Below are 26008 nucleotides of genomic sequence, written 5' to 3' on the forward strand. Positions count from 1 at the left end.
AAATTGCGGAGGGGTTTTTAGGTTCTTCCTTATAATGCCTGTACGACTAAATGCAAGGTGCGTTTCAATAAGCGCAGCGTCTGCTCGACAAATTGCTCCAGTGAATCAGCGCTGACCGATTTATTGCCATAAAGCATGCGATAAAACGCTGCCTGTTCCTCGCTTGTTGATTCACCGCTCAAGAATAGATGCATCACTTCGATGCCCATCTTCTCGGTTTCCGAAACGGCTTGGGCCGTATCGATGATGCCGTTGTCGGCATAATTATAAGCAGACGGCTCACCGTCCGAAAAGACCAGCATGAAGCGGTGCTTTTCCGGGCGCTGTTTCAGCCGATCCGCCATCCAGCGAATCGCAAAACCATCGCGGTTGTCTTCATGGGCATCGAGCGAAAGAATCTCAGCTGCATGGTCTGCCGAGCCGTCGGTGAATTTATGCAGCCATTCAAAATAATTGGGCTGTTGAGCGTCCCCCGCTTCATAGGCATCTTCATAAAACACCGCGATTTCATGAGGAATCTTGAGCGCTCTGAGCACATCGTGGAATAACAGCACCGACTGCTTCGTTTCGTCGAGCTTGTCGACCATTGAAGCGGAACCGTCAATCATCAAGCTGAAGACCGCATCCAATTGCTTGGAAGGGGCGGTTTTCCGGTAGAAAGGCTTTGGCCGTTCGTCGGTGACGAGCGGTAACAGGTTTTTCGATAATCGCCCAGCATGCAAATTCGTCCGTTCGCTTTCGATACGCTGCTGCATGCGCTTTTGCATTTCTTTCAACAATGCGCGTACAAATGGCGCTTGTTCGCTGCGCCAACGCTGCAGCTGCTGACGGTCGACAGGCAATGTGTCGATGCGCGATTCGTAATAAACGACGCCATCGTTCGCGGAACCGAATCGGCCATTTGCTTTTTTCGGTTTCTTTTCGTCTTTTCTCTGTTCGTCAGGTAAATTATCTTCCCGGTGTTCGCCTTGTGACTCACCTGTTCCTGTCTGTTCGACTTCCCCGGCACCTTCTTCTTCCCTGCCCCCATCGGCAAGCTTCGAATCACCGCGTTCAAGTTCATACTCAAGGGCGGCGGCATCATTCAATTCCGTTTCACGGTGCCAGGATTGAAACCATTCTTCGATCGTGTCAATTTCCTCTTCTTCTTCAGACTGCTCCGCCTCGATGCCTTCGTGATACCTTGGCGGCGGCGTTTTTTCAGCCGGTTCCCCGAACGTATAATACGTATGGAGGGCATCCGAACTCAGCAAATATTCCAGTTGCGGCAAAATTTTCTGGATGGTTCGTGCAGAATCTCCGGTGGCATCGGAACTGAATATTTCCGTCCAAGCCATAAATAGAGGATCCAGTTCGTCGCTTAACGAAACGTCTTTGCCGCGCAGTTTTAAATAAGCGGCATTCAGGAAGGCATCTGCCCAAAATCCCTTTTTGCGATTTTGTTCCAGCTGATCGGAATGAAAACCGGAGACGATTTTCTCTCTCACTTCAAAGGCATGCTTCGTCCCCGGGCGTTCCGCTACGATGCGGTCGCTCAAGCGGAATTCTTCCGCCATCAACAGCAATTGCGTGGCGAGTTCAGGCAAACGGGTCTCCGCCTGTTCAAAATTGCGCCAAGAACGCAGGCTGAAATGACGCCAAAATCCAGCGCTCACCAAATAGATATCTGAGAGATACCCCGCCTGCTCGACCTCTTTTGGCCGATGGCGCCAAAATACGCTCATCGAGACGGCGCCTTCAGAGGGCCTGAATTCCCATAGTTTCCTGGTCGTTAAGCGCAGGTAAGGCGCGGATGACAATGCTCTGGAAAGCTGTTCCATCCGGTTGAGGAGCCTCGTATCAACCGTTTCATTATTAAATTGGATAAAGCGATTGATTGATGTCATCCTGCATCCCTACTTTCGCCAAGTATTCGCCAAATCCATCAATAAACTCCGTTCACTTTCATCATCCAGTTTTTCAGCGATAGCGTAACGGACAGCACGCAGTGTATCGATATGCATTGCAAGCGCGGTTGCATCCAGCAAACTTCGGATCGAGGCGGCTTCTTCCGACATGAGGCCGTTTTCCACTTGCTTCATCAAATCCGCTGCCAAGTTCAGCATGAAGGTTTTCAGCTTCGGATCGGCCTCCGGAAATTCCCTGTCCCATAGGCCACGGAGCTGCTCGCCTGACAAGTAAGGAATTGGATAGGAGATGAAACGGTTTTTTAGCGCTTCATTCATCGGCGATGTTCCGATATACCCTTCGTTGATGGCAGCGAGTACCGAGAAGTCCGCATGCGCTTGGATCACTTCACCGGTGAATGGATTGGTCAGCATACGGCGATAGTCGAGCGCACTATGCAGGATTGGCAAGGTTTCGGCTTTCGCCATATTGATCTCATCGATGTAAAGGATATGGCCTTGTTTCATGGCAGTCACCACAGGCCCTTCAACAAATTCGATCGCGCTTTGGCCATCGCGCTGCACCAAGGTTTTAAAGCCGAGCAGCGCTTCCGCGTCCAAGTCGACCGAACAGTTGATGCTTTGAATGGGCTGTTGGAACAGCTCGGAAATGCTTTCGGCGAGTTTCGTTTTCCCTGCTCCTGTCGGCCCTTTCAATAGCACTGGCTTTTTCAACACGACCGCTGTCAGGATATCGTTCCATAAATTTTCATCAGGCGAGATATAACCGCCTTCCCCTATCAAGTTCGAATCTTCTGCGTGGTCCCGCTGCGTCCGTTTTTTGATTTCTTCATCAATAATCGTCATCTGCTCCACTCCTGTCTCCATAGAAAAAACCGATGGATTCATCGGTTTTTGTTCATCATTCGAAATAAGTTTTGTAATAGCCGCCGACTTTTCCTGTGTTGTCGACTACAAACAAAAATTCTTCAGTTTCATTTTTCACATCGTATTGCTGTCCTGCTGTCAGCACATTCGATACTAAAAATTTGTCGGCATCGGTATGCTTGCACGTAACGGTGCGGACAGATTCTTTTTCGAGCCAATTGGTATGTATCATCGGTATCATCCTTTTCTGTCATTGTGAATGTGTTGTTCTGCTGCTCTTTTCAGTATAAGGAAAATTGCACGGGAATTCAAACTTGCCCTCCCTTGCCGCCTTTTCGAACGATTGCCAGATACCCGATCAACCCGATGACTGCGATAATCGATAAGGCGATCAGAAACCATTGCAGATGTCCAAGAATCGCTTCATAGGCATATGGAAAACTGCGGCCCAATGTGAAATAAGCGAATGTCCAGACAAAGCCTGCTGGCATGGCGAACAGCAAATAACGTCCGAGCGGAAAGCGGTCTGCCCCTACAACATAAGGCATCGCCCAGCGCACGCCTGGAAGAAAAAAACTGAATGCGATCGCCCAATTGCCTTTATGGGACAAAAATTGCCGAAATCGTTCAATGCCACTCTGCAGAAATGTCGTCTGCAGCCAAGCGATCAAGCGATGGCCGAATAGCCACCCGAGAGCGTAAGCGAATAAATTGCTCGTGATCAGCCCGCTGTATGCTGATAAAAAGGCTGGAAGCGGCTTGAAATCGCTCGTTTCCGTTACGACGCCTGAAAATGCTGCAGCGAATTCATTTGGGATCGGCAGGCCAAACAACAATAGCCAATTCACTAAGAACATGCTCAAATACCCGTATTCCATTGCCATTTCCCATAAAAAATCCAGCTCCATCCAAATCCCCCGTCTCTATGCCACATTATCCCATAACAAAAGGCAGCCCCGCAATGGAGCTGCCGAATGGTGTGGTCTTAAGATTCAAGCAATAGGTCTTCTGGGTTCTCGATCAATTCTTTCACTGTTTTCAAGAAGCCAACAGAATCGCTGCCATCGATTACACGGTGGTCATACGATAGCGCTACGTACATCATTGGACGGATTTCCACATTGTCGCCAACTGCGATCGGGCGCTTCTGGATCGTGTGCATGCCGAGGATCCCGACTTGCGTACCGTTCAAGATCGGTGTAGACAAGAGTGAACCGAAGACGCCGCCGTTTGTGATCGTGAACGATCCGCCGGTCATATCGCCGATCGACAATTTCTTGTCGCGTGCTTTTGTCGCCAATTCACCGATCGACGCTTCGATTTCTGCAAAGTTCTTTTTATCCGTATCGCGGACGATCGGCACGACAAGGCCTTCTTCAGTCGATACAGCAATCCCTACATCATAGAACTGCTTCAAGAGCACGTCTGTGCCGTCGATTTCAGCGTTAACGTATGGGTATTTTTTCAATGCAGCAGTAACTGCTTTTGTGAAGAATGACATGAAACCAAGCTTGACGTCGTGGTCTTGCTGGAATTTGTCTTTCTTGCGCTTGCGCAGTTCCATTACATTGGTCATGTCAATTTCGTTGAACGTCGTCAGCATAGCCGTCGATTGCTTCACTTCAAGCAAACGCTTGGCGATGGTCTGGCGGCGTCTAGTCATTTTCTGGCGGACGATGCGGCCGCTTTCTTCATCAGAAGAAGGAGCTGCAGATGCAGAAGCTTTCGGTGCCTCCTGTTTAGCTGGAGCTGGAGTCGCTGCCGGTTTCGAACCGTGTGCTTCAACGTCTTGGACGCGTACGCGGCCCATTGGGTCTACTGGCGTAATAGAAGCCAAATCGATGCCTTTTTCACGTGCCAATTTGCGGGCTGCCGGGCTTGCGATTGTGCGGTCGGAAGACGTGCTGTCTTCTTCTGTAGGCGCAGCTTCCTGGTCGGCAGGAGCTTCCTGCTTCGCTTCTTCTTTAGCCAGATCTTCTTTTGGTGCCTCTTCTTTTTTAGCTTCTTCTTTCGGGGCTGAAGCTGCCGCTTCGCCAGAGCCTTCTCCGACTGTTGCGATTACTTGGCCGACTTCAACTGTATCGCCTTCTTCTGCAAGCAGTTCCTGAACGACGCCGGCTTCTTCAGAGATAACTTCAACATTGACTTTATCTGTCTCTAGTTCAACGATGAACTCCCCTTTTTCTACTGTATCGCCCGGCTGTTTCAGCCACTGGGCGATTGTTCCTTCTGTAATCGATTCTGCTAATTCCGGTACTTTGATCTCTGCCACAATTAATTCCTCCTTAAAAGTTCATCATTTCGATTTAGCTAGAGCTTCATCGATGATGCGTGCCTGTTCGACTTTATGTGACTCGCCGTCGCCTTCTGCAGGGCTTTGGCGCTTCATGCGTCCGTAGTATTTCACTTCTTTACCATCTGCAAGTTCGCGCAAGTATGGGTCGGCGAATGACCAAGACCCCATATTTTGCGGCTCTTCCTGCACCCAGGCCAATTCCTTGGCGTTCGGGTAGCGGTCGACAATCGCTTTGATTTTTTCGGCCGGGAACGGATACAATTGCTCAACGCGGACGATATGCGCCCACTCGTATCCTTTTCCGTCTTTGACGCGTTCCGCCAAATCGATGGCCATCTTACCGCTAGCAAATAGCAGGCGTTTCACTTTCTTCGCATCCTGCCCCATGTTCGGCTGTTCGATAACTGTCTCGAACTTGCCTTCTGCCAATTGATCGACTTCAGCCCCAACAAGCGGGTGTCTCAGAAGTGACTTCGGCGACACGATAATTAACGGGCGGATGGCTTCTTCCCCTAGCATTTTTGCCTGGCGGCGCAGAATGTGGAAATAGTTCGCTGCGCTGGATAGGTTTGCGACTGTCCAGTTGTTTTCTCCAGCCATCTGCAAATAACGCTCGAGACGTGCACTGGAGTGTTCCGGGCCTTGCCCTTCATAGCCGTGCGGAAGCAGCATGACCAAACCGGATTTTTGGCCCCATTTTGCGCGGCCGGACGAAATGAATTGGTCGAACATGACTTGTGCCATATTGGCGAAATCTCCGTATTGAGCTTCCCAAATGACCAATGCTTTGTCGTTCTCTACATTATAGCCGTATTCGAAGCCAAGAATGGAAGCTTCACTTAACGGGCTGTTGTAGACGACGAATGATGCTTTCGAGTCGGAAATGTGGTGAAGCGGAACAAGTTCGTTGCCGTTCTTCTCATCATGCAGCACAAGATGGCGGTGCGCAAAGGTTCCGCGTTGTGCATCTTGCCCTGTCAGGCGGATCGGGTTGCCTTCTTGCAAGATGGCACCGAACGCCAATGTTTCTGCATGGGCCCAATCGATTTTGCCTTTTCCTTTGAATGGCTCTTCGCGGCGTTTCAGGATACGCGCCAATTTGCCGAACGCAGAAAAGTCTTGTGGCCATGACAATAGTTCTTCGTTCAATTTTTCAAGAATGTCTTTGCCGACGCCGGTTTCGATTTCCGGGAAACCGTTCAGGACAGCTTCCGGCATCTCTAATTTCGGATGATCGTCGGATTTATTTTCTTTTACTTTATCATACGCTTCCTGCATCACTTTTTGGATGTCAGAATCGAGTGTTTTAACTTCATCTTCAGAAAGCACGCTTTCAGAAGCCAATTGTTTTCCGTACAATTCACGGACCGTATCGTGCTGATGAACGCCGTGGTACATCATCGGGTTCGTCACTAACGGCTCATCCATTTCGTTATGGCCGTAGCGGCGATAGCCAATCAGGTCAATCAGGATGTCTTTGCCAAATTTCTCGCGGTATTCAAACGCCAAGCGTGCAACGGCTACCACAGCTTCGGGATCGTCTGCATTGACGTGCAGTACCGGAACTTCAAAGCCTTTTGCCGGGTCGGATGAATAATGAGTCGAGCGTGAATCGTGCTGTTCCGTCGTAAAACCGATCAGGTTATTGGCGATGATATGAATCGACCCGCCAGTTTGATAACCGTTGATACGGCTGAAGTTCAATGTTTCCGTCACAATGCCTTGACCCGGGAACGCGGCGTCGCCGTGAACGAGGATTGAATAGGCTTTATTCGGGTCCTGTGGTGCCAAGCCGCTCTTGGAAGTCATTTCTTGTGCAGCACGCGTCTGTCCTGTAACAATCGGGCTCACGACTTCTAAGTGGGACGGGTTATAGGCAAGCTTGATCTTGGTGCCTGCTTTAGAACTGTGGGCTGCGCCCATATGGTATTTCACATCGCCGAACCAGCCTTTGGTGATTTCAAGCGACCCGTCTTCAGGAAGGAACGCTTCATCGCCGACATGCGCGAATCCTGCGAACATCATTTCATACGGTTTATGGAGAATGTGCGTCAAGACATTCAAACGACCACGGTGGGCCATGCCGATCATGATGTTTTCCGTACCGGCTGATTCAGACATGCGAACCAATTCATCCATCAAGACGACAAGTGAATCGACGCCTTCGATAGAAAAGCGCTTTTGCCCGACAAATGTGCGGTGGACAAATTTTTCAAATCCTTCAACGCGCGTCAAAAGATCCAATACCTGCTTTTTCTTGTCAGCATCGAGTTTCGGCTTCATATCGCCCGCTTCGATTTTCGTTTGGATCCAGCTGCGTTCCTGTGGCTGGATGACATGTGCGAATTCGTAAGCGATTTTGTCCGTGTAAAGTGACTTCAGGTAATTGATTGCATCAAGGCCGTTTTTCACTTCGGCTGGAGCGTTTTCCAGGATTAAGGATACTGGGACATCTTTCAAATCGGCTTCAGTCAAGCCATATTTTGAAATTTCCAGTCTTTCCGTATCCCGAGGCTGGTCTTGCAACGGATAGATATCCGAAGCCAAATGGCCGTGTGCACGGATGGCTTCCGCCAAATTAACCGCTGCGAGCACTTTTTCAAAACGGTTCGGTTCGACCGCCACACCGGATGCAGCGCCAGTGGCATCGCCTGTCTGAATGGCAGGCTGCTCTGCAGGCGGTCCATATTGTTTGAATAGCTCCGCAAACTCAGGATCGATCAACTCAGGGGAATCCTGGTAAAGGTCGTACATCTCCATCACGTACCCCAAGTTCGGGCCGGTGATGGAATTCCACGGGGACTTTGTGTCCGGTTGATTGGTAGACATTGAATAACCTCCAACTATTTGCCTTATGGCATTCACTTTTATTTATAGGTCTTTCCTATTTTAGCACGCCCCTCGCCCGACTTAAAGCGGCAGGGCTGTAGCAGTACTGAACGAATTTCCATATCAATCTTACTACTTCCACTGAAAAAAACAATGCTTTTGATTGAAAAGATTCAGCTAAAGCGCATTGAAGCGCTTACATGCATACAAGGTGGCAGAATTCCCTTCTCCTATGGAAGAAACTTATAATTCACCATGAAAACAAACGATGCCGCCGCCCTTTTTCTTTGCTTCATAAAGCGCATGGTCGGCTTTCTGAATCAGCTCCTCAAATTCGCTCCCGTTTTCGGGATACAAAGCGCTGCCAATTGAGCACGTTGGGGAAAAATGCTGGCCGTCGATAACCCATCCATCTTTCAAAGTATGCTGGATGCGAGAAATGATGTTCTCGATCTGTTTCCGGCTATTGATGGCGGATATGCCCGGCAATAAGATGAGAAATTCATCGCCGCCGATGCGCGCCGCCACATCGTACTTTCTGATGCTGCGCTCAAGTGCGCGGGCGAATTGGTGGATGAATTCATCACCGATTTCATGGCCATGCAGGTCATTGATTTCCTTGAAATTATCGCCATCTATGTATAAAACAGCGACTAGGTCACCTGTCCGGAGGCTCTTGGCTTCCATTTCGCGGAAATGCTTGACCATCATCCGTCGGTTCGGCAAATTCGTCAACGGATCGTGATACGCCATGTGATGCAATTGTTCTTCCATTTCCTTGCGGTCGGTAATGTCGAATAAGATGGACAGCATTTGATAGATGCGCCCGTCTACATCAAACAGCGGAATAATTGTAGCATCCACCCAGAACGGCTCGCCATCTTTCTTTAAGCTGCGCACTTGCCCACGCCAGATCTCGCCTTTTTTCAAGACCGACTGGAGATGGACAAGTTGCTGGCCCGACATGATCGACTGGCCGATCGACTGGATATTCATTCCAGTTAACTCACTGCTGTCAAAGCCCGTCAACTTCTTGAAATTTTCATTGGCAAATTCAATCATACCGGAGATATCCCAAATGAGGACGAGCGCTGCGTAATTCAGTGCATCTTTGTAGCTTTCCAGTATATTCTCCGTCCGTTTCAGTTCATGCTTCAATAATAATTCATTGGTCAGCTCACGGAACACGACATGGAAAGCCCGAATGATCCCATCTTCTTTAATCAATGAATAACTGGCCGAAAACTTCGCCTCGCGTCCATCGCTTTTAATGCGGCTCAGGAAAATCGAGCTCACTTTATGGGTGCTTGTGCTGGTTTCAAGCAGAAGCTTACCCATTTCAAAGAATTTTTGCTTGTCTTGGGGAATGTCTTCGTAACTTCGGCCAAGCCATTCCTTACGGTGCACGCCAAAGGTTTTTTCGTAAGCTGGGTTCATATCAAGGATCGTAAAATCTGCTGAAATCATCAACATCGGATCGACTGAATTTTGGACAAGTGATTGATAGAACAAATAATCTTCTTCAATTTTCTTTTGTTCAGTCACATCTTTCGTGATGGCCAGCACGTATTGCGTACCCTCATGCTTAAATGGCGTCAGCTCGGTTTCCATCGCGGTTCCACGGTCAGAGAACAAGCTATAGTCCCTGTACAGATGACGTTCGTTGCGCTTGATCGCAATCCGGTATTGCTTATGGATTTCAAGCGCCAATTCCCTTGGCAAGCATTCTTCTACGGTGCGGCCCGTTAGATCCATCCCGAAAATCTTCTGGCAGACCGGGTTGACCCAAACATAAATAAAGCCGTTGCCCTGCTGCTGCATGAAATAGACCGGGTCGGCCGCTTTCCCGTACAGCATATCCATTTGCTCTTTCGTAAAAGGTCCCGACATCTAATCCACCGCTTTCTGTTATCTCAGCTCTGCTGTCGCGCCGCTGATTTTCTCAATGAATTTTTCATAAGCTAACTGCTCATCTGTCTGTTTTACCAGTTCCAGTTCACCAGTTGTTAAACCAGCACCTGCATGGAAGCGATAAACACCTAAATATGTTGCATTACCGCTCAACTTCAATCGATAATGGCCGTCCTCGGATTTTACCGAACAGTTAACCATACCACCTGGGTTAAAGACGGAAACGTCCCCGAATGGCACCAGCCCCGCGAGACAGCTGACCAAAGCGGAGGCCGTCATGGCCGTACCGCAGGCGTCCGTAAAGCCGACGCCTCTTTCATAGGTCCGGACAAAAATCCCTTCTTTTAATGGCGTCACATAACTTAAATTAACTCCGTCCGAGAAATAAGGGTTATCGCCGTTAAAATAAGCGGCCCATTTCTCCTGATGGGATGGGTCTTGCTGCAATTCCTTGCCGACAATCCCGATCAAATGAGGATTTGGCACGGCAACTGCCGTAAACGGAATGTCAGCATCGATGAAAGGCAGTGCTTGCTGGCGCCATTCTGAATGCTGATCGAATACCATCGGCAAATCGGTGAGTTCGAAAGACACCGGTGAAATTTCCACGCCGTACATGTTCACGCCCGCATCGATCTCCAATTCTTTCTGTACAGCCAAATCCGCTTTCATCGTTTCGATTACGGCTTGATTGATGCCTTCCCGCTCGCAAACAAAGCGCGCCACACAGCGCAAGCCGTTGCCGCACATGGAAGCTTCCGAGCCGTCTGTATTGAAAACGCGCATTTTCGCATCAGCGTGCGTGGACGGAGAGACGGTCAAGAGGCCGTCTATTTCCGGATCCAGTGCCGCCAGCCGCTTGGTTAATTGCGGAAAATCCTCGCGTTCGTTTCCTTCATAGAGGAAAAATGTATTCATTGAACCATGTACTTTCAATAATTCCATAACGACACCTCTTCAGCTCGAGTTTATTTTGTATGAGCAGCCACTAGTTTCGCCATTTCATAGGCGGTTTTCGGCGCTTCTGCTTCTGTCATTGCATGGATTAATTGCTCCTCTTCAGCTACCAGGCGTTCAACCGCCGCCATGAAGCTTTGTGCATTCACTTGTTCTTCTTCCAGCACATGGGCAAAGCCTTGCGCTTCGAACAAATTGGCGTTTAAGATTTGGTCACCTCGGCTTTTTTGCTTTGATAAAGGAATGAGCAGCATTGGCTTTTTCAGTGCAAGAAATTCAAAGATCGAATTCGACCCTGCCCGGGAAACGACCAGGTCCGTCAAATGCAAAAGATGCGATAATTCATGCGTCACATATTCAAACTGGCAATATTGTTCGTGGCCCTCGAGGCGCTCATCGATATTGCCTTTTCCACATAAATGAATGATATTGAATTGTTTGGTCAAGGTGTCCAGGTTTTCGCGCACCGCATCATTGATGATCGAAGACCCTTGGCTTCCGCCCATGATCATCAATACTTTATGGGTATTGTCGAAATGGCATAACTCCCTGCCGCTTGCTGCTGAGCCGTCGAGCAATTCGCTGCGGATGACCGAGCCTGTACAAGTCGATTTCTCTTTCGGCACATGGGTCATTGTTTCCTTGAAGACCGTAAAGATATGATCCGCAAAGGGAATCGCCAATTTATTCGCAAGGCCTGGCGTGACATCGGATTCGTGAATTATGACAGGAACACCTGCCAAACGCCCCGCCATCGCGACCGGCACCGAGACAAAACCGCCTTTTGAAAAGATTGCGACAGGCTTCACTTTGCGGATGATGTTCAAGGCTTGCGTCAATCCGGCACCGACACGGAACGGATCCGTAAAGTTTTTGGTCGAGAAATAACGGCGCAGTTTGCCGCTTGAAATGGCGTGATAGGTGATCTCTGGATATGAATCGCGAATCAATTCATTTTCGATTCCTTCTTTTGAGCCGATATATTCAACGCGGAACCCGAGTTTTTCCAGTTCCGGAATGATTGCTTGGTTTAATGAAACATGGCCGGCTGTCCCGCCGCCCGTTAAAATGATTGTCTTATTTTCCATCTGTTGTCCTACTCTCCTACTATGCGCATATGTGTCTTCGTCACTTTGCACGGTTTGTGTGATATACTCGTTTTATTTGGTATTGCAAGTGTATTGGGAGGCTATGTATATGTACGAAACGAAAACGACTCAAGAAAAACTTAAATTGTTAATGAAAATCGTCCTGCCGATTCTCATCACCCAAGTCGCTATGTATATGGTGACTTTTTTCGATATTTACATGACCGCCCGTTACGGGACCGAGGATCTTGCCGGTGTGTCGATCGGATCCTCTTTTTGGGTTCCGGTGTATATCGGACTTGCCGGCATCCTCATGTCCATTACTCCAATTGTAGCACAATTGATGGGGGCCAAGAAAAAAGATGGCGTGAAAGATGCGGTGCAGCAAGGGATTTACTTGGCGGTTATCCTGGCGGCGATCGTCTTCTGTTTCTTCTTCTTCGGCATCGACTGGCTGCTTGGTTTCATGGACCTCGAACCAGCCGTCAACGACGTTGCCAGCCGCTATATTTTCGCAATGAGCTTAGGCTTGGTGCCGCTGTTTGCGTATAATGCACTGCGCTCGTATATCGATGCACTCGGTGCCACGCGCGTGACGATGTTCATCACGTTGATGTCGGCACCGATCAATGTGTTCTTCAATTATTTACTGATTTTCGGGAACTTCGGCTTTCCTGAACTTGGCGGACCGGGTGCTGGAATGGCGTCAGCAATCACCTATTGGCTCGTGCTAGCGATTGCCGCATTCATCATCCACACGAATGAACCGTTCAAATCATTTGGGATTTTCCGCAAATGGGCGCGCCCTTCCTTAACCAGGTGGAAGGAAATCACCGGCATCGGCGTGCCGATCGGCATTTCGATCTTCGCCGAAACAAGTATCTTTTCAGCAGTCACCTTCATGATGTCTGTGTACGGGACGATCACTATCGCTGCCCACCAGATCGCCTTGAACTTTGCATCGCTCCTCTATATGCTGCCGCTCAGCATCTCGATGGGCGCGACGATACTGGTCGGGTTTGAAGTTGGGGCAAAGCGCGCATCACACGCTAAGCAGTACAGCTGGCTTGGTGTCGGTGCAGCCGTAACGCTCAGTGTTATCTCGTCGGGCATCCTCTATTTCCTGCGGGAGCCAATCGCCGAATTGTACTCATCCGACCCCGCCGTCATTGGGCTCGCGGTCCAGTTCTTGATCTTCGCAGCCTTGTTCCAAGTGTCGGACGCCGTCCAAGCGCCGGTCCAAGGGGCGCTGCGCGGCTATAAGGACGTCAACATCACGTTTATCATGGCGCTCATTTCCTATTGGGTCATCGGGCTGCCTTCAGGCTATCTGTTCGCCACGTTCACCGACCTCGGTGCTTTCGGCTATTGGGTCGGCCTCATCGCCGGACTCACAGCAGGCGCCATCACCTTATCGATCCGCCTGTTGATCATCCAAAAAAAACTTGCCGCTCAATGAGCGGCAAGTTTTTTGTATAGCTGGATCAATTGCGTTTTTTCCTCTTCGGTAAGCGCTGACTCCCCGATCCGTTCGACCGCCAACTCCAGCTTTTCTTCCACTGATTTGCGGACGCGCGGATGGGTCAGTTCGTCGTTCAATTCGATGCGTATGCTTGTCTCCAACTCGTCTTGCGTGTTAATGCGCTGCACCCCTTGACGGTCCGGCCATAATCGTTTATACGCCTCGATCACGGCATGTCCAGTCCTTCTAGGTTTTCACCAATCAGCACAATCTGGTTGCGCAGCTTCATGTATTCCGGCAGCCATTGCACCATGCCATAAGCATATTGGAAAGAATGCGGATAGCTATGGCCTGAGAGCGTGATATAGCCTTTGATGCGATAGACCGTATCCGGCAAATTGCGCAGCCATTCCTCAAACGCTTCACGCTCGATTGGCTTATCAAATGAAACGATCTTCGTCTGCAAGTTCAATTTCGACACCGGTGCTTGTTCGACGGGCCCGCGTTCTGCAGGGCTAATGGATTCAAGCAATTTCAGCGGCACTTTGGCATGGACCGTCTGGACGATGCGCGCTGTCGGATTGATTTGCTGGATCTCAAAAATCGCCTGGCTTTGTTCCGATTCGCTCAGCAAATCCGTTTTATTCGCCAATAATAAATCGGCGTGGCGGATTTGCTCTATGAACAACGAGCGGATTTGCGGGGACAATTGCTGGCGTTCCAAAAAGCGTTTGCTGTCAGCCACTGTGACAATGCCGCGGAAGTTCAAGCGCTCCGCGAACAGCGGTGAGAAAATGGCGTCGAGTGCTTCGACGGGATGCGCAGCTCCTGTCGTTTCGATGAGCAGCACATCGAACTCGGACTCTGCGAGCAAAGTCTGAATCTGCGCTTCCGATTTTTCAGAGCCGCTGCAGCAAATGCAGCCATCCAGAATTTCCTTGAGCGGCACACCGTCCCCGACCTCTTCCGAATCGAAATTCATCGATCCGAGCTCATTCATAAATATTGCCGGCTTCAAGCCTTTTTCTTTAAATTCCACGATCATTTTCTTCAGCAAGGTCGTTTTCCCGCTGCCGAGAAATCCGCTGAACAAATACACATCAACCATCAACTCATCCTTTCTCTCCTATTGAAAGAAAAGGCCCGCCGGAAGCGGGCCTTTTCAGTTATCTTATTCTTCTGTATCGGCTTCTTCTTCATCAGCCGGTTCTTCAGTTGTTAAGCCAGCCTGCTCCATCAAGATATCTGTTGCTTCCTGGAGCTGTGGATCTTCGGTATTGATCTTTTCACGCAATTGGTCCATGACCGCATATACGGTATCTTCGGTCAATACACCATCCGTTTCCAAATCATTCGCTTCCTGGAACTCCATAACGGCCTGCTCCATCTCTTCTTCGAACACGCCATCGATTTCGCCGACTTCATAACCGAGTGCATCCAGCATTTTCTCAGCAGTTTGCACTTGTTCGGATATGCTGCCATCTTTCAACTCAACTGATGGGTCAAGGAATGGCAGAGACGCATATTCTGGATATGGAACCACTACATCCGGCTCGATGCCTTCTTCGTGGATCCAATTGCCATCCGGCGTCAACCATTTAGCGGTCGTGAACTTCAAGTTCGAGCCATCCGAAAGGTCATTTGCCGTTTGGACGGTCCCTTTCCCGAAGGTTTTTTCGCCGACCAAGGTCACGTCTGCGGATTCGCTCATCGCTCCTGCCAAAATTTCAGAAGCTGATGCACTGCCTCCATCGATCAATAATGTGACCGGGATATCCAGTTTATCGCCGTCTGTAGCTAAATACACTTCCGGCTCTTCGCCTTTTGCCTGCACTTCGAACATTTCCTTGCCTTCTTCAATGAAGAGGTTGGAAATATCAAGCGCCGTATTCAACAAGCCGCCTGGATTCTGGCGCACATCAAGGACTACCGCTTCCATGCCTTGTTCTTCCATTTCAGCAATGGCATCCTGCAATTCATCGTAAGTGTTTTCCGAGAAACTGGTGATATTGATGTGGGCGACTTGGTCATTGACCATTTCCGCATACACGGTTTCGATCGGGATCTCGTCACGGACGATCGTAATCTCAATCGGGTCAGCATTTTCACCGCGCTGGATCGTCAAGGTCACTTCGGTTCCTTTTTCCCCACGGATCAACATGACCGCTTCGGTCGTAGAGAACCCTTGGATGCTTTCACCGTCAACTTCCAATATTTGGTCATTCGGCAAGACGCCTGCTTTTTCAGCCGGCGAGTTCTTGATCGGTGAAACCACCGTTACATAACCATTGCGCTCCTGGACTTCTGCACCGATTCCTTCAAAACTGGATGAAATGCCTTCCATAAACTGGGCTGCTTCGTTTTCATCCATATAGTCGGAATATGGGTCGCCAAGTGCGTCGACCATGCCATTGATGGCACCATTGATCAAATCTTCTTGCTCTATTTCTTCAAAATACTGTGCTTCTATCTGGTCGTAAGCAGAATATAATTTTTGGAATTCCTGTCGTTCAGGACTGTTCACCTCCACTGCCTTATCTTCTCCGAAAGTCAAAGCAAAAACGGTAATGCCCGCTGTCGCGATAATCAGGAAAAAGACAAGCATGATGAAATAGAAGGTTTTCATTCGAATAAAATGCGGCTTCGGTTCCTCTGCCGCCTGCGCTTCGGGTTGCTGTTCTTCGCCCGGTCGCTTCTCGTCCATATGTTTCACCACTTTCTTCATTCACCTGACAGCAAGTTTCAAAAATTCTCCCAAAACTTGCCGGGTTAAAAGAAAAAGACTGCCTCGACAGTCTTTTTTCCTGTTAGTCTTGGATCGCTGCGTCCAATGCCACAACAATCATATCGCTGAAAGTTGTTTGGCGCTCTTCTGCAGAAGTTACTTCTCCAGTCAATAAATGGTCGCTGACTGTCAAAATCGATAGTGCTTTGCGCCCGAATTTCGCCGCTAGCGTGTACAACGCGGAAGATTCCATCTCTAGGCCAAGAATTCCGTATTGTGCCCATTTTTCGTGCTCAGCGTGTTCATTGTAGAATACGTCTTCAGTGAATACGTTCCCGACACGCAAGTTCAAGCCTTTTTCCTGCCCGGCTGCATAAGCCTTTTGCAGCAAGTCGAAGTTTGCGATCGGCGCATACGTGATACCGTTGAAGATGATATCGTTCATTTTTGAATCCGTTGATGCTGCTTGCGCAAGGATAACATCACGCACTTTGACGTCCTTATGGATCGAGCCGCATGTACCGACACGAATCAATTTCTGCACGTCGTATTCTTGCATCAATTCCGTCACATAGATCGAGATCGACGGGACGCCCATGCCCGTTCCTTGAACGGAAATGCGTTTGCCTTTGTATGTACCCGTATAGCCGAACATATTGCGGACTTCGTTATACAATGTTACGTCTTCAAGGAATGTTTCCGCGATGTACTTCGCGCGAAGTGGATCTCCAGGAAGTAGAATAGTATCGGCGATATCGCCTTTTTTAGCATTAATGTGAACACTCATCATAAAACCTCACTTTATTTTAGTCGATTTAATCATACTGTTTTTTATCGCCAAGTGCAATGAAGAGCTTTAACCTGCTTCGTATTCTTGCCATATTCGGTCAAATGTGGAAGCTTGGAGAACTGGATGCGCCTTTTCTTCAACGTATTGGGAGAGTTCCTGGAAATCTGTGCTCGTTTTTGGGAAACTATGATCCAAAAACATCGCTTCGGCAAATTGGGAATATTCATCTTGTATAATCTTGCCGCGGTATTTCAATGCAAATTGGTAAAATGAGCGCTCCATAAGAAGCTCCTCCTTTCAGCAAAAAGCCCGGACCGGAGTCCAGGCTTTCCTTTTATTCGAATAGTTGCAAGTATTCGCTATAGCCTTGTTGTTCCAATTGGTCTTTTGGGACGAAACGCAATGCCGCGGAATTAATGCAGTAGCGTAAGCCGCCGAGTTCAGATGGCCCGTCTGGGAACAAATGCCCGAGATGCGAATCGGCAGAAGCGGAGCGTACTTCAGTCCGTCTCATGCCATGGCTCGTATCGAAGCTTTCCTTCACTTCTTCCCCTTCGATCGGTTTGGCAAAACTCGGCCAGCCGCAATGGGCGTCAAATTTGTCTTTCGAACTGAACAAAGGTTTGCCCGAGACGATGTCGACATAAATGCCTTCTTCAAAATGCTGGTCGAATTCGCCTTGGAACGGCGGTTCAGTTCCGTTTTCCTGCGTAACATGGTATTGCATTGGCGTCAATTTCGTTTTCAAATCGTCTTTCATTTCGATTCCCCCCAATGGTTTTGGATAAATGTCTTGCGACCGGATCCTGTCGCATAACGGTTATAATGTGTTGGGTTTTTCTGGTAATAATCTTGATGATAGGTTTCGGCCGGATAGAATTCTTTCGCTTCCAGAATATCGGTGGCAATCGGCTTAGTAAACTTGCCCGATTGCTCCAACTGCTGTTTGGATTTTTCGGCAGCGATGCGCTGTTCTTCCGTATGGTAATAAATAGCCGTTTTATAAGAATCGCCGCGGTCGAAAAACTGTCCGCCCGCATCGGTCGGGTCAATCTGGGACCAATACACTTCAAGCAGTCGCTCATAGGGATAAAGCTCCGGCTGGAATGTGATTTCCACAGCCTCCCGGTGGCCGGTCACATTCGTGCACACTTGTTCATATGTCGGGTTCGGCAAATCGCCGCCTGTATAGCCACTAACGACCGCTTCGATGCCCTCGAGCGAATCAAACGGCTGTACCATGCACCAAAAACAGCCGCCAGCAAATGTCGCTTTTTCTGTCTTCATCTTACCCCTCCTCATATTATGGCTGAATCGTTACTAAAAGACGGATGTCGTCTTCTTCAAGGTCGAACGATGTTGCACGTACTGAAACGCCGCCGTTGATGGGAATTTCGGTGAGATTCAGCAAGACTTCCTCTTCTTTCGGCATGACTTCCATAAATTCTGGAAGATCCACGGAGTCTCGAAGCAATTTTAACGCTGATTCCGGTGGTATGTCGAGCCGTCCGACTTCAACCGAACGCTGTTCCAACAATAAATTGCCATCGGGCAGCACGACCGGGTCAAAAGTCAACAAGATCGGCAAAGTCACCCCAAATACCGTGAGTTCGGTAGACAAACTGACATTGTCAGTCACCGCCAGGCGCAAAGGAATCGGCTGGCCTTCCATCGCATCTGCGATATAGGTATTCGCAATCCCTTCAAAATCGGCTTTGGTCGTATTGACGACGACTGTATTGCCTTCAGGAGGCGGGCTGCTTTCCGCTTGATAGGTTTTAAAATTATCGGATGGTGTCGTAATGAACAGAAAAAATCCAATGACGGCAACTAGGTTCAACACCAATAGCACAAAAAATGCAAAACGCCATTTTTTCATTTTTCCACCTCCTATCCTTGGAAGCTAATGCCGCATTGCTCCATTGTTTCGGATACCCGTTCAGCCATCAGGTCATAGCCTTTGCTGTTCGGGTGGAAGAAATCGGTATGATATACCAAATTCTCATTGCCGACGAATAAATCGCTGACGGGCACGAAACAGGCGTGCGGATCTCCTTCCACTGTTTCTTGCATGACTCCATTATAGGAGTCGATGATTTGATCGAATTCCTCTACTTCATCCGTTACCAGTGAAAACGGGTTGTATAGGCCGACAACGATGAGCGGCGCGGACGGATTCAACGAGCGGATGGATGAGTAGATGGTCTCGAAGCGGCTCTGGTAAAGAATCAATTCTTCGGTAAAAGCTTCGATATTCAACGAAAATAAATCCCGTTTGACGATACGCATGACGTCGTTGCCGCCGATCGTCATGAAAATATAATCAGATGCGAGCAGCGGGCCGGACAGCTTGCCTTGCTGGAACAGCGACAATAATTGATCACTTCTCCTGCCGCGTTTCGCTGTATTTTCAAGGGCGATGCCTTCTATCCCAGGCCATTCCGCCATTTCGAGCGCCAAACGGCCGACATATCCCCCGCGGTTTTCTGTATCGCCTACGCCTTGTGACAAAGAATCCCCAAGTGCAGTGATGATCACAGTCTGCGGGATGAAGTTCGGCGGGACCGTATAGGGGGCGAACTCCACCGGCAGACGCGGCGCCGCTTCTTCTTTACCGAAATTGAACGTCGAAGCACATCCCGCAAGCACAATCGATAAGGCAATGACAATATACAGGATGCGTTTCACGTCCGTCTCTCCTTCGTGATTCCTTTAGTTTACTCCGTGTAATACATGAAACCGATGGCGCCGATTCCCGTGTGCGTGGAAATGACCGGAGTCGTGAAATCATAACGGATATCAGTGAATCCGGTTTCCTTGATTTTTTCGCGCAGCGGCTCGGCCATTGCCTGGCCGTTCGCCTGGGCGATGCCGACGCCTTTCACCACCTTGCCTTTCGTGCGTTCGGCAAAATCTTTCACCAAATAGTCCACCACTTGCTTATGGCTGCGCATTTTGGCGACAGGGGTGTATTCGCCGTCGTCAAGCGAGGCAATCGGCTTGATCTTCAGGAACGACCCGATCATGGCACGGCCTTTGCCGATGCGCCCGCCTTTGACCAAATTATCGAGCGTATCGACCACTACATACAGTTTCGTGTTGCGACGCACCTGATCCACGCGCTCGACAATTTGCTCGACCGTTTTCCCTTGTTTCGCCATCGTTGCCGCTTCAAATACTTGGAAAGTCAAAGCGTGAGAAATATAACGGGAATCGATGACTGTGACATCGGAATCCGTCAATTCCGCAGCGGTGCGCGCAGATTCCACGGTGCCGCTCATGCCACCGGTCATATGGATGGAAATGATTTGGCTTCCGTCCTTGCCGAGTTCATCATAGAGCTCCTTGAAGACGCCTGGCGCCGGCTGGGAGCTCTTTGGAAATTCATCTGAATTCTTCATCAGTTCAAGAAAAGCTTCCGGTTCCAAATCGACGCGATCCAGATAGGTCTTGCCCCCGATCTGGATCGACAAAGGAACGACGTGAAGCCCATGTGCTTCTATTTCTTCTGCTTTCAAATCAGCAGTCGAATCCGTTACAATGTGAATTTTCGACATTCGATCACTTCCATTTCATCTGCTTATAGGATCTTTCTCTTCTTATAAAAATCTACTGAAGGTCAGCCAGTGCCTGCTCGATGCGGCTTTTGACCAATTGCGCCGCTTTCACGCCCGCAGCGTCCAGTTGCTGCGGTGTAAAGGGTTCAAGCACTTGAACCTTTACATGGGCCGGGCGGATTTGATTGTTGTTGTTTTCCATAATGCGCGATGTGCCTTCGATGGCGATCGGCACAACCGGTACGCCTGCTTCTTTGGCGATGCGCATAAATCCGGCTTTAAAGTCCTTGAGCCCTTGCCCTTTGCTTCTCGTGCCTTCCGGAAAAATCAAGATGGAATGGCCTTCGTGAAGCTTTTCGATGGTATCGGTGATGGACTTGAACGCGCTTCGGCGGTCGGTGCGGTCGAGGAAGACGCAATTCATCTCTTCCATATAAGACGGGATGATCGGGAATTTCCTCACTTCTTCTTTGGAAATAAAGCCGAACGATTTCGGGATGGACGACAACAGTACCGGAATATCAAAATTGCCTTCGTGGTTGCTGACAAACAGCACCGGCCCTTCCGGTAAGCGTTCGAGTCCGCTCACTTCGACTTTGCTGCCCGTGCGCTTCATGATGCCAGACGCCCATTTCTGGGGTTCGCTATGGATCAGCTCGCTATATTCCTGTTGGCCCATCCCCGCTTTACGCTTTTTGAACTTCGCCAAATTGGCGGCGGCAATCGGCAAATAGCCGAATAAATAGGAGAACGTGCGGGCAGACTTAAGCACCTGTTTCTCCCCCTGTGTTGCGTTCGAACACCAAATACGAATACGGGATGCCGTTCGAGTCATGGCGTTCAGACTCCGATACTAACTTCCATTCCCTTCCGTATTCAGGAAAAAACGTGTCTCCTTCGAAAGCTTGGTGAACCAGTGTAATATACAGCCTATCCGCAATCTGCAAGGCTTCACGAAAAATCTGCTCGCCGCCAATGACCATTACTTCCTCATGCTGCTGCTTGGCCAATTCGATGGCATCTTCCAGGTTGTGGGTGATATCGGCGCCTTGTGCCGTATACTCGGTGTTGCGCGTCACGATGATATTGCGCCGCTTCGGCAAGGGACGGCCAATCGATTCAAAGGTATTGCGCCCCATCACCATGCCTTTTCCAAGGGTATGTTTTTTAAAATATGCCAAATCTTCCGGAATATGCCACGGCAATTGATTGTCTTTGCCGATTACGTGATGCGGGTCATGCGCCACCATTAATGAAATCATAAGTTCTCCTCCTTGGCCGTTATACAGCAACAGGTGCTTTGATCCGTGGATGCGGGTCATAGCCCTCGATTTGAATGTCTTCCATTTCCATGTCGAACATCGATTTGCCCTCTGTTAATTTCAAAGACGGCAATGGGCGTGGGTCTCTGCTCAATTGCTCCTGCACTTGCTCTAAATGATTTACATAGAGATGCGTATCGCCGGTCGTGTGGATGAACTCACCGGGTTCGAGCCCGCATTCCTGAGCGACAAGATGCGTCAGCAATGCGTAGGACGCGATATTGAACGGCACGCCCAGAAAGACGTCTGCGCTTCTTTGGTATAGCTGGCATGACAATTTACCGTCTGCCACATAAAACTGGAACATGATGTGGCAAGGCGGCAGCGCCATGTCATCGATGAATTCCGGATTCCATGCCGTCACCAAATGGCGGCGTGAGTCCGGATTGTTCTTGATCGATTCGACAACATTTTTCAGCTGGTCAATCTGGCCGCCGTCAGTCGCTGCCCACGATCGCCATTGCTTGCCGTAGACCGGCCCCAAATCACCGTATTTTTTCGCAAACTCGTCATCTGCCAGCACTTTTTCCTGGAACCGCGCCATTTGCTCTTTATACAATTCCGCAAATTCCGGATCGCGCTGTGCCCGCCGGCCGAAATCATTCATGTCCGGCCCGTCGTATTCATCGCTTTCGATCCACTGGGCAAATGCCCACTCGTCCCAGATGTGGTTATTATCCTTCAATAAAGTCTGGACATTTGTATCGCCTTTAATGAACCAGAGAAGTTCCGAGACAATCAGCCGGAACGCTGTTTTCTTGGTGGTCATGAGCGGGAAGCCCTCCGCCAGGTCAAAGCGCATCTGATGGCCGAACACGCTCAGCGTGCCGGTTCCCGTGCGGTCTTCTTTCTTGGCTCCTTGATCCAGGATATGTTCACACAACGCTAAATATTGTTTCATGCAATTCCCTCCATTATTAGTAACATCATAACAAAAACAACTCGTATAAGAAAAACTTTAAGAATACCATATGTCCGGAAACAAATGGGCGCATTAAAAAAAACCGTTATGGTGATAACGGTTTCAGGAAAGCCATTTAGGCGGGGTGTCTTTGGACCAGTAGATGTCCCCGATGCTGATGTGTCTCTGGTACTCGTCGCTTGCCAAATGGTAATGGAAATTGAACGAATAGCCTTCAAGCGGTTTTTTCTCCGTGCGTACATGGAAGCGGATTTCATCTTGCCCGCTATCTTTGTCATAGACGTGGAAAATTTTCTCGGCGTGGTCGCCGGACGGTTTTTCGGAAATTGCCAGATTACGCAATCTGTCTTTGCCGTAGGCGGCCAGCTCCGTATCGATGACATCCTGGATTGTCGGCAAAATGCGCGTGCGGAATTCCGAATCGATCACCGGGCCGATGCGCGAACCGAATTTCATGTAGGACTGTTCTTCAGCGGCTTGGCGGAAATCGGCAAGAATTGTGTCTGCCGTGACATAATATTCTGCAGGATCGATCCATTCAAGTGTATATTCTTTTGTTTGCCCTTGGCTTGCATGTGTTTTTGGGCCATCCTCTTCATCCAGCAGGGACTCCCAAATCATATGGTTTGGCGTAATGGCACCTAGCGTCAGAACCGTTACAGCAACCATCAAGGACTTCTGCCACCAACTCTTCACTAAACATCACCCTCAATTTTGAACATTTTGTCAAGATAGTTATAGTAATAAACGATTTGTATGTGGAAAGGTTTCATCTTGTTCCATTTCATTGTACAATAAAGCAAGTAAGTACGCCTTGTTTTTTTAAAAAAGGAGGAATTTTCATGGACGCTTCATTATTGATCGGATTGGGTCTATTGTTTATGCTTGTGTATTTGACTTCTCTATCCATCACAGACTAAAAAAATCTCCCGCTTTGGGAGATTTTTTTATGATATCGAGAAACTCATGGACACGTATTTTCCGAAGCTTATCGCTCGCTTTCCGTGGGTTCGCGTCCAAGCATCCTCAGCCGCTATGCGTCTTACGGGGTCTCGGCCGTCTCACTAATCCACAGGAAAGATAAGGTCGACCTACGGGAGACATTATCTTTGCAAAAGTAATATGCAGTATTACTGAGCAAAAGGGTTTACGAGCGAACGCTTCTTCAAATACTTAAATAGAACATTGATTTTTGAATGCGGAAAAGATAATCTTCGTTTAATTTATTATGGACTACAGACTTCTTCAACACTCCGAAAAAAATCTCCCGCTTTGGGAGATTTTTTTATTTACTCTTATTCATTTGTATGACGCCGAAATGGAATTTCGTATTTGGGCGCACGCGCCGCTTGAAGCCGAACGCCTCAAAATCAGTTGAGCGGAAATGCGCTTTCAAAACGACGCTTTTCCTTGCGACGCGCTTCGCTTGCTCTACCCACTCCCTCGTCAATTGCCCGTGGTCCGCATTGTTCCGGAGCGGCGCGAAGTTCGATGCTTCGGCAATCTGTTCCGTGAACATCGGGTCCATGTAAACGACATCGAAGGAATTCTCATCAAGCCCTTTCAAATAATCGACTGCATTTTGCGGGACGACTTGGATGCGCCTCATCGAATCGTGCAGTTTCGGCATGTCCTGATAATTTTTTAAGCCTTCACGGATGACATGGGCGATGACCGGGTCGCTTTCACAGCCAACCACTCGCCCCGTATCATTAACGACAAGCGAAGCAATGAGCGCATCACTCGCCATGCCGAGCGTGCAATCGAGGAATGCGTCGCCCTGCTCGAGTCCTGACACTTCAACGAGCGGATCGTTTCCGAGCGGCCGCTTCGAGCGAAATGCCGCCGAATTGGGATGAAAAAAGAACGGCTCGCTTTGTCCGACTGGATAAAGCTCGAGCCGTTCTTTTTTGCAGACGATAACGTCCGCTGCTAGTTCTTCGTGCAGTTTGTAGATCGGCCGCTTATTGCGCTCGACTGCCTGCAGGCCAAGGAGCTGTGCGGTCTCTTGTGCACAGCGCTTAGTCGCATCCGTCGGCCGGTAAGCGGTCGTGACGATCGTCTTCACTGCGCTGCTTCCTCGATTGCTTGTTTCACGGCATCACGCACTTGCTCCATTTCAAAACCTTCGATTTCTTCGCGCGGGATGAAATGCGCTAGCTGCCCATCTTTTACGACTGCGATCGAAGGAGACGATGGCGGCACTTCCTCGAAATACTGGCGCATCTGCGCTGTCGCTTCCTTGTCTTGTCCTGCAAATACTGTCACCAAATGGTCAGGCTTGTGTTCAGCCAATTCCACCGCTTCGCGTACGGCTGGGCGTGCAAGCCCTGCGGCGCATCCACAGATTGAGTTAATGATCACGAGACTCACACCTTGTGAGTTGCTCATATGTTCGTTTACGTCTTCTGCCGTCGTCAGCTCCGTAAATCCGGATTCTGTCAGTTCTTTGCGCATTGGGACGACAATGCCTTTCATGTACTCATCGTATGCTTGCATGGTTTCGCCTACTTTCATATATTAGTGTTTTTGCTTGTTTTAAAGGGATTACTCACTGTTTACTATAACGTAGTTTCATTGACTTTCATATCTTGCCGTTTGAAATGTGATTTTTTTGTGAGTATTCCAGGAATTGTTTTCTTCTATAACATTAGTCTTTTCATAACTCATTTTATCACTAGTTAATAGTAAATAAAGTTTTCGTGCATATGTCGAAACAGTTGGTAAGTTAATCCATCAACCTCACAGAAGTTACCTCATTTACTGATAACTTCTTGGTTGATAATAAATCATCATAAACAATAGTACGAGTCTGGATATCCAAGCTAATAATCATTCCGGTGTAGTAGTGAAATTGATGATCCTTCAATATTTGAATCTCGACTTCGCATCTTCGGCTCATGGCAATTTCGATATTCTCTTGAAGTGTTTGCAAATCAAATTCATCCAGTTCGGGTTTCGGCACCCTGTTATCTTCCTCCTTCCATTCCCTCAGCATTCGAATATGTTCCGGCAGCATAAGAGATGTCCATTTCAAGGCTCCTCTATCTTGGATGCCTCCCACCATTTTACGATCTTTGTTTATACTCATTTACATCACTCCTTATAAGAACATTCGTTCTTAATATACCACGATGATTGAGTAAAACAACCTATAAAATTAAAAGTAAATGTATCAAAAGTACTTGCTATTGATATACTATCTTTATAACATGTAAGGGGATAGTTTGATGGATGTTACATTTAGGGAGTGGCTTTACCAATTTTAAAACGATTACTTTCGAGTCGGCACTCTTGCCAGGCACGCCTACTGAGGTGCATATTTTCCTGATACAAGAGAGTTCGACAAAGTATACCATTACTTGAAATTCACAG

General features: G+C 48.7%; 27 protein-coding genes. 1 reads left to right on the top strand and 26 read right to left on the bottom strand.

From position 1 onward, the window contains the following. Window positions 1-29: 29 nt before the first annotated feature. The 9 genes from G3255_RS09550 to murG form a co-directional block, all read right to left on the bottom strand. Window positions 30-1886 carry a vWA domain-containing protein gene (locus tag G3255_RS09550; protein WP_211654260.1) on the bottom strand — a complete coding sequence of 619 codons (1857 nt, stop codon included), beginning with the start codon at window positions 1884-1886 and terminating at the stop codon, window positions 30-32. Window positions 1887-1895: 9 nt separating this feature from the next. Further along, a complete protein-coding gene (locus G3255_RS09555; protein ID WP_211654261.1) occupies window positions 1896-2753 on the bottom strand; it encodes an ATP-binding protein in 858 nt (285 codons plus the stop codon). Between the two features lie 55 nt (window positions 2754-2808). Continuing rightward, on the bottom strand, window positions 2809-3006 hold the full coding sequence (locus G3255_RS09560; protein WP_211654262.1) for a DUF6501 family protein: 198 nt from the start codon (window positions 3004-3006) through the stop codon (window positions 2809-2811). A gap of 76 nt (window positions 3007-3082) precedes the next feature. Next, window positions 3083-3682: a DedA family protein gene (locus G3255_RS09565; protein ID WP_211654263.1), complete on the bottom strand. Its 600-nt coding sequence runs from the start codon at window positions 3680-3682 to the stop codon at window positions 3083-3085. Between the two features lie 77 nt (window positions 3683-3759). Beyond that, window positions 3760-5046, bottom strand: a complete 1287-nt coding sequence (odhB, locus tag G3255_RS09570; protein WP_211654264.1) for a 2-oxoglutarate dehydrogenase complex dihydrolipoyllysine-residue succinyltransferase — start codon at window positions 5044-5046, stop codon at window positions 3760-3762. A gap of 24 nt (window positions 5047-5070) precedes the next feature. Next, on the bottom strand, window positions 5071-7899 hold the full coding sequence (locus tag G3255_RS09575) for a 2-oxoglutarate dehydrogenase E1 component (RefSeq protein WP_211654265.1): 2829 nt from the start codon (window positions 7897-7899) through the stop codon (window positions 5071-5073). 243 nt (window positions 7900-8142) lie between these two features. Beyond that, the gene (locus tag G3255_RS09580) at window positions 8143-9789 is read right to left on the bottom strand and encodes a sensor domain-containing diguanylate cyclase (RefSeq protein ID WP_211654266.1); all 1647 of its coding nucleotides are present in this window, start codon (window positions 9787-9789) and stop codon (window positions 8143-8145) included. A gap of 18 nt (window positions 9790-9807) precedes the next feature. Next, entirely contained in the window at window positions 9808-10755 is a 948-nt protein-coding gene (gene dapF, locus G3255_RS09585; protein ID WP_211654267.1) for a diaminopimelate epimerase, read from the bottom strand. Window positions 10756-10778: 23 nt separating this feature from the next. Next, on the bottom strand, window positions 10779-11855 hold the full coding sequence (gene murG, locus G3255_RS09590) for an undecaprenyldiphospho-muramoylpentapeptide beta-N-acetylglucosaminyltransferase (RefSeq protein ID WP_211654268.1): 1077 nt from the start codon (window positions 11853-11855) through the stop codon (window positions 10779-10781). Between the two features lie 109 nt (window positions 11856-11964). Between murG and G3255_RS09595 the strand changes: the two genes are divergently transcribed. Next, window positions 11965-13314, top strand: coding sequence for an MATE family efflux transporter (locus G3255_RS09595; RefSeq protein ID WP_211654269.1), 1350 nt, complete (start codon window positions 11965-11967; stop codon window positions 13312-13314). On the opposite strand, the gene yoyC is transcribed toward G3255_RS09595, so the two are convergent. The 17 genes from yoyC to G3255_RS09680 all read right to left on the bottom strand — a co-directional run bounded on the left by yoyC (window position 13308) and on the right by G3255_RS09680 (window position 25724). Further along, window positions 13308-13547, bottom strand: coding sequence for a protein YoyC (yoyC, locus tag G3255_RS09600; RefSeq protein ID WP_211654270.1), 240 nt, complete (start codon window positions 13545-13547; stop codon window positions 13308-13310). The two genes, G3255_RS09595 and yoyC, sit on opposite strands and share 7 nt — an antisense overlap. Next, complete coding sequence (locus G3255_RS09605) at window positions 13544-14425, bottom strand: CobW family GTP-binding protein (protein ID WP_211654271.1); 882 nt, start codon at window positions 14423-14425, stop codon at window positions 13544-13546. The genes yoyC and G3255_RS09605 overlap by 4 nt, the downstream gene beginning before the upstream one ends. A 63-nt stretch (window positions 14426-14488) precedes the next feature. Beyond that, on the bottom strand, window positions 14489-16021 hold the full coding sequence (locus tag G3255_RS09610; RefSeq protein WP_211654272.1) for a lmo1851 family serine protease: 1533 nt from the start codon (window positions 16019-16021) through the stop codon (window positions 14489-14491). 103 nt (window positions 16022-16124) lie between these two features. After that, window positions 16125-16829, bottom strand: coding sequence for a purine-nucleoside phosphorylase (gene deoD / locus G3255_RS09615; protein WP_211654273.1), 705 nt, complete (start codon window positions 16827-16829; stop codon window positions 16125-16127). Window positions 16830-16898: 69 nt separating this feature from the next. Next, window positions 16899-17114 carry a YozE family protein gene (locus G3255_RS09620; RefSeq protein ID WP_211654274.1) on the bottom strand — a complete coding sequence of 72 codons (216 nt, stop codon included), beginning with the start codon at window positions 17112-17114 and terminating at the stop codon, window positions 16899-16901. A 52-nt stretch (window positions 17115-17166) separates the two neighbouring features. Beyond that, complete coding sequence (gene msrB, locus G3255_RS09625; protein WP_211654275.1) at window positions 17167-17592, bottom strand: peptide-methionine (R)-S-oxide reductase MsrB; 426 nt, start codon at window positions 17590-17592, stop codon at window positions 17167-17169. Then, window positions 17589-18119 carry a peptide-methionine (S)-S-oxide reductase MsrA gene (gene msrA / locus G3255_RS09630; RefSeq protein WP_211654276.1) on the bottom strand — a complete coding sequence of 177 codons (531 nt, stop codon included), beginning with the start codon at window positions 18117-18119 and terminating at the stop codon, window positions 17589-17591. Before msrA ends, msrB begins: the two co-directional genes overlap by 4 nt. 16 nt (window positions 18120-18135) lie before the next feature. Then, window positions 18136-18711 (bottom strand): YpmS family protein, encoded by a 576-nt coding sequence (locus G3255_RS09635; protein ID WP_211654277.1) that lies wholly within the window; start codon window positions 18709-18711, stop codon window positions 18136-18138. Between the two features lie 11 nt (window positions 18712-18722). Then, window positions 18723-19520: a GDSL-type esterase/lipase family protein gene (locus tag G3255_RS09640; RefSeq protein ID WP_211654278.1), complete on the bottom strand. Its 798-nt coding sequence runs from the start codon at window positions 19518-19520 to the stop codon at window positions 18723-18725. A gap of 29 nt (window positions 19521-19549) precedes the next feature. Continuing rightward, window positions 19550-20389 (bottom strand): DegV family protein, encoded by an 840-nt coding sequence (locus G3255_RS09645; RefSeq protein WP_211654279.1) that lies wholly within the window; start codon window positions 20387-20389, stop codon window positions 19550-19552. A 52-nt stretch (window positions 20390-20441) separates the two neighbouring features. Beyond that, complete coding sequence (locus G3255_RS09650) at window positions 20442-21161, bottom strand: lysophospholipid acyltransferase family protein (RefSeq protein WP_349291429.1); 720 nt, start codon at window positions 21159-21161, stop codon at window positions 20442-20444. Next, window positions 21154-21651 (bottom strand): dihydrofolate reductase, encoded by a 498-nt coding sequence (locus G3255_RS09655; protein ID WP_211654281.1) that lies wholly within the window; start codon window positions 21649-21651, stop codon window positions 21154-21156. The genes G3255_RS09650 and G3255_RS09655 overlap by 8 nt, the downstream gene beginning before the upstream one ends. Window positions 21652-21670: 19 nt before the next feature. Beyond that, on the bottom strand, window positions 21671-22612 hold the full coding sequence (locus tag G3255_RS09660; protein ID WP_211654282.1) for a thymidylate synthase: 942 nt from the start codon (window positions 22610-22612) through the stop codon (window positions 21671-21673). 123 nt (window positions 22613-22735) lie between these two features. After that, a complete protein-coding gene (locus G3255_RS09665) occupies window positions 22736-23329 on the bottom strand; it encodes a YpjP family protein (protein ID WP_211654283.1) in 594 nt (197 codons plus the stop codon). A gap of 589 nt (window positions 23330-23918) precedes the next feature. Next, window positions 23919-24701 (bottom strand): class I SAM-dependent methyltransferase, encoded by a 783-nt coding sequence (locus G3255_RS09670; protein WP_211654284.1) that lies wholly within the window; start codon window positions 24699-24701, stop codon window positions 23919-23921. After that, window positions 24698-25132 (bottom strand): BrxA/BrxB family bacilliredoxin, encoded by a 435-nt coding sequence (locus G3255_RS09675; protein WP_058380632.1) that lies wholly within the window; start codon window positions 25130-25132, stop codon window positions 24698-24700. The genes G3255_RS09670 and G3255_RS09675 overlap by 4 nt, the downstream gene beginning before the upstream one ends. Before the next feature lie 229 nt (window positions 25133-25361). Beyond that, window positions 25362-25724 (bottom strand): YolD-like family protein, encoded by a 363-nt coding sequence (locus G3255_RS09680; RefSeq protein ID WP_211654285.1) that lies wholly within the window; start codon window positions 25722-25724, stop codon window positions 25362-25364. Window positions 25725-26008: the final 284 nt, after the last annotated feature.

The organism is Planococcus sp. MSAK28401 (assembly GCF_018283455.1).
Classification (GTDB): domain Bacteria; phylum Bacillota; class Bacilli; order Bacillales_A; family Planococcaceae; genus Planococcus; species Planococcus alpniumensis.